Annotated in this window: 8 protein-coding genes; 5 read left to right on the top strand and 3 right to left on the bottom strand. The window is 63.6% G+C overall.

What is annotated here, in order from left to right; all coding sequences use genetic code 11:
* Nucleotides 1-85 precede the first annotated feature (85 nt).
* Nucleotides 86-1111, bottom strand: a complete 1026-nt coding sequence (locus AC1L34_RS04230; protein ID WP_424295716.1) for an Atu2307/SP_0267 family LLM class monooxygenase — start codon at nt 1109-1111, stop codon at nt 86-88.
* 66 nt (nt 1112-1177) lie between these two features.
* Complete coding sequence (locus AC1L34_RS04225) at nt 1178-2014, bottom strand: mycofactocin-coupled SDR family oxidoreductase (RefSeq protein ID WP_424295714.1); 837 nt, start codon at nt 2012-2014, stop codon at nt 1178-1180.
* Between the two features lie 144 nt (nt 2015-2158).
* Here AC1L34_RS04225 and AC1L34_RS04220 point away from each other — a divergent pair, with 144 nt between their 5' ends.
* The 4 genes from AC1L34_RS04220 (at nt 2159) to AC1L34_RS04205 (ending at nt 10426) form a co-directional block, all read left to right on the top strand.
* Nucleotides 2159-2623, top strand: coding sequence for a carboxymuconolactone decarboxylase family protein (locus AC1L34_RS04220; RefSeq protein WP_480035125.1), 465 nt, complete (start codon nt 2159-2161; stop codon nt 2621-2623).
* A gap of 73 nt (nt 2624-2696) precedes the next feature.
* Nucleotides 2697-5960 carry an arabinosyltransferase domain-containing protein gene (locus AC1L34_RS04215; protein ID WP_480035124.1) on the top strand — a complete coding sequence of 1088 codons (3264 nt, stop codon included), beginning with the start codon at nt 2697-2699 and terminating at the stop codon, nt 5958-5960.
* Nucleotides 5953-9321: an arabinosyltransferase domain-containing protein gene (locus tag AC1L34_RS04210; protein ID WP_424325853.1), complete on the top strand. Its 3369-nt coding sequence runs from the start codon at nt 5953-5955 to the stop codon at nt 9319-9321. The genes AC1L34_RS04215 and AC1L34_RS04210 overlap by 8 nt, the downstream gene beginning before the upstream one ends.
* A gap of 31 nt (nt 9322-9352) precedes the next feature.
* On the top strand, nt 9353-10426 hold the full coding sequence (locus tag AC1L34_RS04205; RefSeq protein WP_480035305.1) for an NADH:flavin oxidoreductase: 1074 nt from the start codon (nt 9353-9355) through the stop codon (nt 10424-10426).
* A gap of 141 nt (nt 10427-10567) precedes the next feature.
* On the opposite strand, the gene AC1L34_RS04200 is transcribed toward AC1L34_RS04205, so the two are convergent.
* Nucleotides 10568-12703 carry a heavy metal translocating P-type ATPase gene (locus AC1L34_RS04200; RefSeq protein WP_480035123.1) on the bottom strand — a complete coding sequence of 712 codons (2136 nt, stop codon included), beginning with the start codon at nt 12701-12703 and terminating at the stop codon, nt 10568-10570.
* Nucleotides 12704-12869: 166 nt separating this feature from the next.
* Here AC1L34_RS04200 and AC1L34_RS04195 point away from each other — a divergent pair, with 166 nt between their 5' ends.
* Nucleotides 12870-13376 carry a hypothetical protein gene (locus AC1L34_RS04195; protein ID WP_424323732.1) on the top strand — a complete coding sequence of 169 codons (507 nt, stop codon included), beginning with the start codon at nt 12870-12872 and terminating at the stop codon, nt 13374-13376.
* Nucleotides 13377-13441: the final 65 nt, after the last annotated feature.

The following is a 13441-nucleotide window of genomic DNA, read 5'->3' as shown; positions in this document are numbered from 1 at the left end:
ATTGCTCGATATCGCGAAGCTCTTCAATCCAGGCTAGCCATCTGACGTCGACCGTAACAGGGGCCGTGACCAGCCTGAACGCCGTTTAGGACGCCAGCATGTCCCTGACCATGGGAACTACCTTTTCGCCATACAAACCAATTGATTGTTGGTGGGCGTCGTGTTGGACCGGTTGGTCGTATTTGAGGTCGAAGCGGTCAACGCCGAGAGTTTCCACGGTGGACGCGATCTTGCGGGCCACCGTTTCCGGAGAACCGACATAGAGGGCACCGCCGTCAATCTCGCGGTCGAAATCGTTGGGGGTCGGAGCGGGCCAGCCGCGTTCGCGACCCATCTGCTTCCGCATCTCAAACCAACCGTCGCGAACCAGATCCCGGGCTTCCTCGTCGGTCTCGGCTACCAGGCCCGGCGAGTGCACGGCGATCGGCTGGTGCGGCACCGTGAACTCATCTTGGGCCCGTTTGAAGAGATCGATGTAAGCGCTGAAACGTTCGGATGGGCCGCCGATGATCGCCAGGAACAACCCAAAGCCGTACCGAGCCGTGCGGACCACCGATTCAGGACTACCGCCCACCCCCACCCAGGCCTTCATTCCCGCAGCGGTGGTCGGGTAAACGCGCTGATCCTGCAGACCGGCGCGTGTGGTGCCCTGCCAAGTGACCGGCTCCTCGGTCAGAAGCGCCGCCAGCAGTTCAAGTTTCTCCTCGAACAGGACCTCGTAATCGTTCAAGTCGTACCCGAATAGCGGGAACGACTCGATGAACGATCCGCGGCCAGCCACAATTTCGGCGCGCCCGTTCGAGACGGCGTCAAGTGTCGCGAAGCGCTCGTACACGCGGACCGGATCGTCGGAGCTGAGAACCGTGACGGCCGAACCCAACCGGATCCGCTCCGTCCGGGCCGCAATGGCTGCGAGCACCATCTCTGGACTCGAAACGGCGAAGTCGGGGCGGTGATGCTCCCCCAAACCAAAGAAGTCAACACCCACTGAATCGGCCAGCACAGCGTCGTCAACGAGGTCTCGAATGACCTGCGGGTGCGGAACATGATCGCCGTTCGCGTCGCGGGTGACTCCACCAAACGTGTCGAGGCCAAATTCAACGTTCTTCATGACTGCTAGCAACAGACCCCGGTCCGGGAAGATTCCCGGACCGGGGTCTGTCGACGAAACCGGGTGCTATCCGGTGACGCGGGCCGCAGCGCCAGCGTCGATCGGCAGCACGGTTCCCGAGATATGCGCGGACTCTTCTGCCGTGTAGAACAGCACGGCGCGAGTCACTTCTTCAGGCTCAATGAACGGGACCGGCTGAGCATGCAGCATCTTGAATACTGGCTCCACATCAGCGCGAGTAGGCGCTTCCAAGTCGGGGCGAACCAACTTGTACATGAAGTCGTTATGCACCATCGGCGTCGAAATGTTGCCTGGCGCAATCGCGTTGACCGTGATGTTGTAGCGGGCAACGTCGAGGGCGGTGCTCTTTGTCAATCCGATGACGCCCCACTTGGATGCACCGTAGGCAGCCATATTGGTAGAGGCACCGCGGCCCAGCATCGACGACACGGTGATGATGCGGCCGTAGTTGCGCGCGATCATCCCGGGGAGCACGGCCGACAGCGTGTTGAAGACGCCTGTCAGGTTGGAGGCGATCACTTCGTCCCACAGGGCCCCGGGCAATTCCCCCATCGGCGCTCCGGCGGACACGCCGGCGTTAGCAATCGCGATATCGATCTTCCCGAACTCAGCTTCGGCCTGCGCGACGAGCGCGGTCATTGCCTCACGGTCGGCAGTGTTGGCCTGAACGGCAAGACATTTCCGGCCCGTCGCCTCGACGAGTCGTACCGTCTCGGCCAGGTCTTCCTTGGTGGCCATAGGGTACGGCACGGTCTCGGTGTCTTCGCAACGGTCGCAGATCACGATGTCCGCGCCACGTTCGGCGTAGGCGATCGCATGCGAGCGTCCCTGACCGCGAGCACCTCCGGTGATCAGTACAACGCGATTAGTGAAGTCGTCCATGCCATCTCCTCAAATTCTCAACAAGTGTGCGCTAGCTTACGTCGAAGCCAACCCCGTGGAGGCGCACTCGGACACCCTCGCTCCCACTCAGCGGGAGCCCGCGGACGCGGCGAACACAGCGGTGGCCAACACTATGGTGAGGGCATGGCAACCCCTCGCGTCAGTATCGACAAGCAGAATCCCGATGTTTACAAGGCACTCGTGAAGGTTTCGAACAAAACGGCGGCCGCAGCAGAAGCGGCGGGACTGAGCCGAGCCGTCGTAGAACTGGTGAACCTGCACTGCTCGCAGATCAACGGGTGCGCCTTTTGCCTGAGCGTGCACTATCCCGACGCCATCGACGCTGGCCTGACGCCGCAGCAGATTGCGGTCCTGTCGGCGTGGCGCGATGCGCCAAAGCTGTACACCGACGAAATGCGGGCGGCACTGGAGCTGGCCGAGATGGTGACGAACCTCCCGGGGCACGACGACGCGAACTGCGCCTACGAGCGGGCGGCCGACGTCCTCGATGCCGCCCAGATTTCGGCCGTCATCTGGGCCGCTACCTCGATGAATGCCTTCAACCGGGTGTCGATTATGAGCCGCTACAACGTGCAGCCGCGCCCATAGAAAGGTGCCTGCTGCCACGCCCGGGGGCCCGCTCTTGGGGACCTCTTAGCGGCACCGCCTATCCTCACTCTCGATGAGTACTACAGACAGACCGACCGCGCGCAGGTACTTGGTCATCGCCTCCGTTGCCGGTTTAGTGGCCGTACTGGCCGCAATTCTGACTCCATTTCTCCCGGTCAACGAACGAACCGCCTCGTTCGAGTGGCCCACCGGCCAGCACCTGGCGGCCGACAATGCGTCCGTCGTCGCACCATTGGTGACGCAGACGGCACGTGGCCTCGACATCAGTATCGGTAGCGAAATCCTGCGGACCGCGGCCGCCAACGACAGCGATATAACTCTGGTTGCCACCGCACCGAGTTCAGCATCGCGCGATATCCGCAATACCGCGCTCTCGATCACTGCCGGGCCCGCGGGGGCTCGCGTGATGAATCGCAATTCGGTGCTGGCGAGCGTCGATCGTGCAGGACTCGACAAGACCACCACTCTGAAGTTCTGGGCATCGTCGACCGATCTAGGTGCGCAGTTTGTCGGCGCTACCCCACCGATCCGCGATGACCCGCTGAATCGGCCGGCCGTGTCAGGGATCTACACCGACCTACCGACCGACCTGGTGCAGCGCCAAGCCGCCGCACTGAAAGTTTCCGTCGACGTCGACAACGGCTTCGACGTTGCCCGCACTGCCATCAAAATTGCCGTCATCATCATTGGCGTTCTTGCCGCGCTGATCTCGTTGATCGCGCTCGCCAAGCTTGACGTTGTCTCCCGCTTGCGTGGACCTGTTGTCCGCCACCGTCGCTGGCACCGACTCGTAGCCCCCAGCCTGGCCGATGCTGCGGTCACCGCGGCGTTGGTGATCTGGCACTTCCTCGGTGCAGGTACCTCCGATGACGGCTACATCATGGTGATGGGCCGCAATGCCTCCGACGCCGGTTACCTGTCGGACTATTACCGTTACTTCGGCATCACCGAAGCGCCCTTTGACTGGTACTACGGTTTCCTCTCGCACTGGGCCACCATCAGTTCCGCAGGTATCTGGCTCCGCCTGCCCGCTTTACTCGCAGGCCTCGCGTCGTGGTTCATCTTGAGTCGCATCCTGATTCCGCGCCTGGGTGCCACGGTCCGAAACTCTCGTTGGGCAATGCTCAGCGCCGCAGCAGTCTTCGTCGCCTTCTGGATCGCCTTCTGCAGCGGCCTGCGCCCCGAGCCGATCATTGTGCTCGGCACCCTCATCACCTGGTGGCTGGTCGAAGCCTCCATTGCGACCCGCCGCTTGCTCCCCGCAGCCCTCGCTACGTTCGCCGCACTCTTGACCCTGGCCGCTGGCCCGCAAGGGATCATTGCCGTCGCCGTGTTAATCGTCGGATCGCGACCCATGCTGCGCGTGGTGCGTACGCTCCGCCGCGAGTACGGTCTGCTGCCGCTGTTTGCGCCGATCGCCGCCGCAGCGTCGCTGATCGTGTTCATCGTGTTCCGTACCCAGACCCTCGCGGCCGTCGTCGAAGCAATCCGTGTGCGCTATTCCGTGGGGCCGACGCTGTCTTGGTACCAGGAACTCATGCGTTACTACTTCCTGACGCTCGGCACTCCCGATGGTTCACTTGCGCGACGTATCCCGATACTGCTGCTGATTGTGGGCGTCGGATTGACGATCGCGCTGATGATGCGCCGAGGGAAGCTGCCCGGCTTTGCCCGCGGCCCCGTCTGGCGATTGCTCGGTGCGATCCTCGTGACCGTCATGCTCCTGTCCTTTGTACCCATGAAGTGGAGCATTCAATTCGGCGTCTTCGCGGGCCTGGCCGCCGCTGCGACTGCCGTAGCGGTCACCGCCATCGTGACTGTCGCCGCCCAATCCCCGCGCGTTCTGTGGGCGTACCTGACCGTGTTGGCTGGGGCCTCCGCAGTCGCGCTCGCGGGCAACAACGCCTGGGGTTGGGCCTACGATTTCGGTATCCCCTGGTTCGACAAGGCACCGGTTCTGGCTGGTCAACAACTCGTGACTGCCGTCCTTGGGCTCTCCGGAATCTGCTTCCTGGGCCTGGTGTGGGTCAGCGTGCGACCCGGTGCCCCCGCTGTGCCGTCATCGACAACACAGCGCCGCCGTCGCGTTTTGGCCGGATTGCCCATCTTGCTGCTCGCCGCGGGCCTGGTCTTCGCGCAGTTTGCGATCTTCAGCAAGGCGGCGATCAGCCGCGCCGACACCTACACGCAGTTCAGCGCCAACGTCGAAGCACTGCGCGGCAACACTTGCGGCATGGCCGACCGAGTCCTCGTGGAACGAGACCCGAACGTCGGAACCCTCGTCCCGATCGGAACCACCGATGTGTCGAAGGCACTGCTCGGCGAATCGACCGGATTCAGCCCCAACGGCGTCGCCGCCGACCTAACGCCCGAACCAATCCGCTTGGGCGCGGGCACAATTCGCACCGCGCCGAGCCCGGGACGGTCGTACAACGCGGAAGGTGCCGCAGAAGGCACCACCGGCGGGTCCGGGCCAAAGACAGTGAACGGTTCCACGATGGCCCTGCCCTTTGGCCTCGAACCAGCAACCACCCCGGTCCTCGGCAGCTACGGCTTCGACAACGGCACCGCCAATCTCACTTCCGGTTGGTACCAACTCCCGGATCGTGCGGTTTCGCCGATCGTGGTAATCACCGCGGCCGGATCGATCTTCTCCATCGGTGCAGACGGCGCCCGCATCGGCGGCCGCGACTTGCACGTCGAGTTTGGCGTCAACGATGGCGGAAGCTTCCGTACGGTCGGCGCGCCCGTCGTGCCGATCGATCCGGGACCCGATCATCCGAATCGTCCGTGGCGCAATCTGCGAATCCCGATGACGGCGATCCCCACCAACGCCACGGCCATGCGGATCGTGGCCGTCGACGCCAATCTCAGCCCCGACGAGTGGCTGGCGATCACCCCGCCGCGCGCCCCGCACCTGGAAACGCTGCAGCAGGTGGTTGGTAGCCAGACGCCAGTTCTCCTGGACTTGTCGGTCGGCAGCCAGTTCCCGTGCCAGCAACCGATCACGGCCAACCATGGCGTCTACAACGTCCCGCAGTGGCGGATCACCCCGGACCGTGCGACGACCTTCTCCAAATCCAAAGCATGGCAGTCGGCCCGGGCTGGCGGCATCCTTGCCGTCGCCGAGTCCACCACCAAGGCTTCCGCCGTGGCCACCTACCTCGAGAATGACTGGTACCGCGACTGGGGCAATTTGCTGAAACTCACCCCGCTAACCCCGGGTGCAGCCACCGTGACCCTGACTACATCCACCATGCGACAGTTTGGCTGGACCAATCCCAGCACAATCGTGACGGGAAGCCCCGATGAGTGAGCCGAAGCCGCAGCTGCGCGGCACTGACCTTTCAACGTCTCCGACTACCGCGTCGGGCCCGACTTCCAGGAAGATCGCGATCGCCAAGCGCACTGCCGTCGTTGCTGGCCTGATTGGCATGCTGCTGGCGCTCGCGGCGCCATTCCTGCCGGTGACCTACACCAATCCCGTCATAACGTGGCCGCAGGCGAATGCCCAAGGTGTGCCGACCGTCGACAACATCGCCGCCCCGAATGTGGCGTTCAACCCACTCGCGATGGACGTCGCCGTTCCGTGTTCCCTCGCAACACTGCTCCCCGCCGACGGTGGTGTGCTTTTGTCGACCGTGCCGAAGACCGGTGCTGAGGCGCGCCAAGTCGGCCTGTTCGTGAGCGCCACCCACGACAATCTGCTCGTCACGCAGCGCAATGCGGTGCTGATGGTGGTTCCGCGGGCGCAGGCACAGGCGTCATCCGACTGCCGGATCGCGGTGCACGCGGACACCTCCGGAACGCGCGGTAGCGTCGAAGGCCTGCCAGGCCAAGACGCCACCTTCGACATTCCCAGTTCAAACGCGCGCCCGCAGATTATCGGCGTCTACACCGACTTGCCAGCCACTGCGCCGACCGAAGGCCTACGCTTCCAGTCCACGATCGACACTCGCTTCAGCACCAGTCCCACTGCACTGAAGCAGATCTTGATGTTGATCGGCATCGTCTCGACGATCGTCTCGATCATCGCGTTGGCTATCCTCGATGCGCGCGACGGTCGTCGACTGCGGCGTGTACTACCCCGCGGATGGTGGCGTCCCACCTGGCTCGACGGTTTTGTCACGGCGGTGCTGCTGGTGTGGCTGATGATCGGTGGCAATACCGCCGACGATGGCTACCAGGTCACGGTCGGCCGTGTAGCGCCCGGTGCTGGCTATCTCGACAACTATTACCGCTACTTCGGTGTCCCCCAGGATCCGTTTGGTTGGCACTACCAGTACTTGGCCAAGTGGATGGAAGTCAGCACCGCCATCCCCTGGCTGCGTCTACTCCCCTTCCTCTTCGCGATCGCCACCTGGTTCTTGATCAGTCGCGTCGCGATCCCGCGCATCGGTCGAATCGTCAGTTCATCGGGTGTGGCCCGCTGGGCTGCGGCCCTCGCCTTCCTCGCCGTGTGGTTGCCGTTCAACAACGGCCTGCGGGTGGAGCCCGTGATTGCCCTCGGCATCTTGCTGACCTGGGTCCTGGTGGAACGTGCCATCGCGACCGGACGATTAATGCCCTTTGCCCTGGCCATCATTTCGGCCGCGTTCACGTTGACGATTCACCCCGTCGGCGCGATCGCTGCCGTCGCACTGATCGCCGGATTGCGACCGATTCTTAAACGCCTGAACTACCGCCGCAAACGCGACGGCCTTCTGCCGCTCCTAATGCCGCTAGGTGCCGCTGGCCTGCTGGTGGTCTACGAGATCTTTGCCGATCAGCCGTTGGCGTCCATCATGGAAGGCGTCAAAGCTCAGGGCGTCGTCGGGCCCACCAATAAGTGGTGGACCGAAGCGATGCGGTACTACATCCTGCTCAACCCGACGCCCGACGGTTCCATTGCGCGTCGTGTCGGCATGTTTGTGACCATCCTCGCCACCTTGCTTGTGGTCCTGGTGCTGATCCGCAAACGCAGCGTGCCCGGCCTCGTCACGTCGGCCGTGTGGCGTCTGGTCGCAGTGACCGCCGGGTCCGTCGCCGTCCTCGCTTTCGTCCCGACCAAGGCGACCCACCAGATGGGCTTGTTTGCTTCCCTCGCTGGCCCGTTGGCAGCGGTAGCCACCGCCTTCATCAGCCCGCACGTGTTGCGGCGACGCTGCAACCGCACCTTCTTTGCCGCGGCGACGTTTTATGCGTTGGCAGTAGCCTTCGCTGGCCGCAATCAATGGTGGTACGTCGGCAGTTACGGCATCCCGTGGTCCGACGACACCCCGCACCTGGCTGGCATCGGACTGTACTGGCCAATCTTCGCGATCGCCGTCGCCCTCACCGCATTGGGCGTGTGGCAGTACTACCGTGACGACGCCGCAGAGACCGAGCAGGAACCCGACGGCCCGGTCACGTATCGCCGTGAACCATCCGGTGTTGTGGACCGGCTCCCGATGTATTCCCTGGTCATCATGTCGGCGGTCATTTTGGCGTTCAACATGATGTCGTTTGCGAAGGCTGCCAAGTCGCAGTCCGATGCGTGGACATGGGCAAGCTCGAATGTCGCGTCACTGCAAGGAAAGCCGTGTGCGCTGGCCGACGCAGTCCTCGTCGAAGCGAACCCGAACGATGGCCTCCTGGCACCGGCCCAACTGCCGGGCAAGCCGGCGCCGAGCGTCAATGAAGCCCTAGCAGGCGGCGTGAAGCCACCTGCTGGATTCACCCCAAACGGGGTGCCGACGCATCTGGAATCGGAAGAAGCCGCAGCAGAGGGCTCCAGTGACGGAGCAACGAGCCAGAGCACCGATCAGCAACAGTCGCCCGACGACGAACCGGGATCCACCACCTCCGATACGACCGGCGGCACCACCACCAGTCGTGGGATCAACGGGTCCACCGTGAAGCTTCCCTTCGGACTCGACCAGAAGCGCGTGCCCGTCCTGGGTACGTACGGGTCGCCCAACGGTCGTGGCGAACTGACCTCCGGCTGGTACCAACTGCCTGAGCGGTCGGCCGAACGACCGCTGGTCACCTTGTCGGCTGCCGGGCAAATCGAGTCAATCGATGAACTCGCCGTGCTCCGCAAGGGACAAAAACTCCGGCTGGAGGCCGGTCGGGTGTCGCCTGATGGGACGGTCAAAACCGTTGCCTCGCTGACCCCGTACGACGCTGGAGGAGCCCCCGAGTGGCGCAACCTGCGTTTCCCAATCGAGCAGGTTCCGCCCGCAGCGACGGTCGTGCGGATCGTCGCCAGTGATGTCTCCCCCGGAAATGACACTTGGTTGGCCGTCACGCCGCCGCGGGCGTCGAAGCTGCAGACCCTCAACTCGTTGGTCGGCAGCGACGCGCCCGTCCTACTCGACTGGGAAGTGGCGTTCGCGTTCCCCTGCCAGCGACCGGCAGCTGTCGTGCATGGGGTTTTGGAGACCCCGGAGTGGCGAATCACACCTGATGCTGTCGGTGAGCGAGTGAACTCCGCTCGTTGGATGGCAGGCGATTACGGCGGTCCCCTCGGCATCACCGAAAATGAGCTGCGGCCCACCGAAATCCCCGCTTACCTGCGAAATGACTGGGCTCGCGACTGGGGTTCACTGCAGCAGTACACTCCGCTGCTGCCACAGCGCGAAGCGGAATTGACCTTTACCACCGAGTCGCGCAGCGGGCTCTGGACGCCGGGACCCATGCGCGTCATTAAGAACTAACGCGCAGCCTGGCGATATCCTGACCGGTGTGATGAACCCTGCCTCGCCTCTCGCCTTCGCCCACGGACCCGCGTGGGCCAACCGCATTGCGCTGGCTCCGCTGACCAATTTGCAGAGCAATCCGGACGGCACGCTTTCCGACGATGAGTACAACTGGTTGGTCCGCCGCAGCGATGGCGGCTTCGGGATGGTCATGACGTGCGCCGCCTGGGTCAACGAGCAGGGCCACACCTTCGACGGGCAACTCGGTGCCGCAGGCGAACAGCATCTGGCGGGCCTGACACGCCTTGCGTCCGGACTGCGGAAGGCCGGCGCGGTGTCGTCGTTGCAGTTGCAGCACGGCGGTCGTCGGGGTGATGGCCAGTTCGATTCCACGCGCGTGGCTCCCTGGGCCGATCCGTCGAAGAACTGTGTTGCCCTCACCACCGGCGAGGTCGAGGCAGTGGTTGAAGACTTTGCCAATGCGGCGCTCCTGGCCGCCGAAGCTGGATTCGACGGTGCCGAGATTCACGGGGCTCACGGCTACCTGCTCTGTCAGTTCCTCGACGCCCGCAGCAATAATCGGGACGACAAATACGGCGGCAGCCCCAACAATCGATTCCGGATCATTCACGAGATTGTCGAAGCGGTTCGTCGGGCCACCGGACCCGATTTTCAGCTGGGTCTGCGCCTGTCGCCCGAGCGGTATGGCATTCCGTTGGCCGATGCCCGCGAACTGGTCCGGCAAGTCTTGGACGCTGGTCGCCTGGACTATCTCGACTTGTCGATGTGGGATGCGTTCAAGACCCCATACGACACCGATTTTGCGAACCAGAAACTTCTCGACTTGTTTGTCGACTTGCCACGCAACAACACCCGGTTGGGTGTCGCCGGGAAGATTCTGACGGCCGCGGGGGCCCGGGAATGCCTTGAGGCCGGTGCCGACTTCGTGATGATCGGCACCGGCGGCATCTTGCACCACGATTTCGCCGCCCGCGTCGTCGCCGACCCCGCGTTCGCCTCGGTCTCCCACCCGGTTTCCGCCGATCACATGCGCGCCGAGTCCGTCGGCCCGGCATTCCTCGACTACCTCTCGACCAACTGGGACGACTTCGTCCGCGCGTAACCGCCGACCGCCCAACCCGTCGCCCGCCACATCTCGCACTGCCCCCGATGTCGTTCTCGCATGATGCGTTGATTCCCGCACTACGTCAGACATAGTGCGGGAATCAACGCATCATGCGAGAACGACGGGGCCGCGGCGCGGTTATCCCAACACTCTCGCGACACTCGATTCGGGACTGAGGTCCATCCGACGCAGCAGTTGGGAGTTGAGCGCAACGACGACGGTCGAAACCGACATCAGGATCGCTCCGACGCTCATCGGCATCAAGAACCCGATAGGCGCCAACACACCGGCGGCCAACGGGACGGCGATGAGGTTGTAGCCAGCCGCCCACCACAGGTTCTGCTGCATCTTGCGGTACCCGGCGCGCGAGAGATCGATGACCGAGATCACCGACCGCGGATCGGAACTCGCCAGAATCACGCCAGCAGAAGCGATCGCGACATCGGTACCCGCACCAATCGCGATCCCCACGTCAGCTCCGGCAAGCGCAGGCGCGTCGTTGACGCCGTCACCAACCATCGCGACAACCCGGCCTTCGGCCTGCAACGCGGCGACCTTGCCCGCCTTGTCTTCGGGCCGCACCTGGGCGAACACTCGATCGACACCGAGCTCCGCCGCGACCGTTTCAGCGACCGCGCGGGCGTCACCGGTGATCATGACAACCTGAACTCCCAACGCATGAAGAGCGTCGACGGTGTCCCTAGATTCACGCCGAATGTCGTCGGCGAGCTTCAGCGCGCCAACTACTTGCCCGTCTATGACGACGTGCAAGATAATCGCGCCTTCGTTGCGCCACGCTTGAACAGCGTCCAGTTCCGGAGCGCCGTGCTGTTCCAGCATCCGTGGACCGCCAACCTCCACGCGCCTTCCGTCGATTGTCGCGGCGACGCCCGTCGCCGGTTCCGATGTGAAGTCGAATGCGGGTCGGAGTGCCAAATTACGTTCCGCCGCAGCCTCGACGATCGCTTTGGCAAGGGGATGCTCGCTGTCGGATTCTGCCGCCGCCGCCAGCGCCAGTACATCGTCAGCGGCGCGTCCGGCGACAGCTTCGACGCCGATGACCGCGGGTGCACCGTTTGTCAGAGTGCCGGTTTTATCAAATAGGACCGTGTCGACCAAGCGCATCCGTTCGAGCGCCAACCGGTCCTTTACCAGCACACCACCGCGAGCCGCACGTTCCGTGGCAATAGACACGACCAGTGGAATTGCCAGGCCAAGCGCATGCGGGCAAGCGATCACAAGGACAGTGATGACGCGAATCACCGCGTTGTCGGGGTATCCCAACGCCGTCCACACAATCCCGGTGATGACGGCGGCACCGATTGCGAACCAAAACAGCCAACCCGCGGCGCGGTCGGCCAACCGCTGCGCCTTCGACGATGATCCCTGTGCTTGGGCGACGAGGCGCGCAATGCCTGCCAGTGCGGTCTGATCGCCAACCGCGGTCACCTCCACGCGGAGGCCGGAGTCCGTTGCCACGGTGCCAGCCACGACCGGGTCGCCGACGCCGCGTCGAACGGCGCGGGATTCGCCGGTAACCAGCGACTCGTCGATGCTGGCCGAGCCTTCAACGACCATCCCGTCTGCCGGAATTGAGGCACCGGGTCGCACCAGGACCACGTCGCCCAACCGCAGTTCATTCGGAGCAACCGTGCGTGTCGACTCGCCGTCGACCAAGTCCGCTTCGTCGGGCAACAGGGCTGCAAGAGAGTCCAGCGCCGAGGCCGTGTTTGCGAGCGACGCCATCTCGATCCAATGACCGAGCAGCATGATGACGATCAGGAGGGCCAGTTCCCACCAGAAGCTCAACTCGTGGCTGAGAATGCCGAGGCTCGCGCCCCAGGAGGAGACGAATGCGACCGTGATTGCCAGCCCGACGAGCAGCATCATTCCGGGCTTGCGGGCACGAATTTCGTCGACGGCGCCGGCCAGGAATGGCTTGCCGCCCCAGAGGTACATGACGGTACCCAGCACCGGTGCGATCCATTGAGCCGCGTGTGGAACGTCGTAGCCCATGAGGCTGGCGAACATCTCGTCGAAGGCGACCACCGGGATCGCCATGGCCGCCATGAGCCAGAACAGTCTGCGGAAGACGCTGGCATGATCGCTGCCATGGCCGGCATGGCCATCATGGCCCCCACCGGTCACGTCGTGCCCGGAATGCATGGCGTGACCGGAGTGATCTTCGGAATGCCCGTCTTCGCAATGCCCGGGGTGGCCGATTGCTGGCTGGTCCATGACCGGTTGGTCGTGGTGGTGTCCCTTTGCGTTCATGACCCAACGGTATACCCATAGGGGGTATGAGTAAAGCGTTTCAGTAAGGTCGATTCACCACTTCGCAAACCTCACGAGTCAAGCGTCCGAACGGCGGGATTTCCCGGTTATGAGATACTGGCGGTTGCGGGTAATCCGATTGCACACAATGACGGGGAGGTCGGATTTGCTGGGAATTGTTCTGCTAATCATTGGTGGGGTCGGCCTGGCAATGCTGCTCCTCTCCCTCTTCGGCCTCGACATCGGCGACATCGATTTCGACCTCGGCGACTCCGGCGTTGGCATGCTGTCGCTCGTCACACCCTTCGCCACCGGATTCGGCCTCCTCGGTGGCGGACTGATGACCTTCACCGATACCTCCACCTGGGTGTCCCTACTTGTCGGACTCGTCGCTGGCGTGGTCATGACGATTGTCGCTGTCGTCGTGCTCGGTTACCTGGTTGGTTCCGAGGAAGAACTCCCAAGCCTCGAGTTGGTCGGAGCCACGGTTCGCGTCGTCGAACCTGTCGCCCCGGGACGATTCGGCGTCGGTGAAGTACAGACTCAACTTGGTGCCCAGCAGGTCACCATCACTTGCGATGAGATCCTGCGCCACGACGAACACGCAGTCATCGTCGAAAAGATCGACGGCCGCGACTCATTCATCGTCGCGCGACTCACACTCACTGAATGACGCCGGCGAGCACACCGCCCGCTTCTCGCTTACCCTCCTGATGAACGCGCCAGTTCGCCCTGGCT

The sequence above is a fragment of the Gordonia sp. 34D genome (assembly GCF_056682775.1).
The sequence above is the reverse complement of the archived record's forward strand: the minus strand, read 5'-3'. Positions and strand labels throughout refer to the sequence as shown.

Bases quoted from the DNA above. Each gene is read 5' to 3' on its own strand.
- AC1L34_RS04230 (WP_424295716.1), bottom strand. From the start codon at position 1,111: ATGAAGAACGTTGAATTTGGCCTCGACACGTTTGGTGGAGTCACCCGC.
- AC1L34_RS04225 (WP_424295714.1), bottom strand. From the start codon at position 2,014: ATGGACGACTTCACTAATCGCGTTGTACTGATCACCGGAGGTGCTCGC.
- AC1L34_RS04220 (WP_480035125.1), top strand. From the start codon at position 2,159: ATGGCAACCCCTCGCGTCAGTATCGACAAGCAGAATCCCGATGTTTAC.
- AC1L34_RS04215 (WP_480035124.1), top strand. From the start codon at position 2,697: ATGAGTACTACAGACAGACCGACCGCGCGCAGGTACTTGGTCATCGCC.
- AC1L34_RS04210 (WP_424325853.1), top strand. From the start codon at position 5,953: ATGAGTGAGCCGAAGCCGCAGCTGCGCGGCACTGACCTTTCAACGTCT.
- AC1L34_RS04205 (WP_480035305.1), top strand. From the start codon at position 9,353: ATGAACCCTGCCTCGCCTCTCGCCTTCGCCCACGGACCCGCGTGGGCC.
- AC1L34_RS04200 (WP_480035123.1), bottom strand. From the start codon at position 12,703: ATGAACGCAAAGGGACACCACCACGACCAACCGGTCATGGACCAGCCA.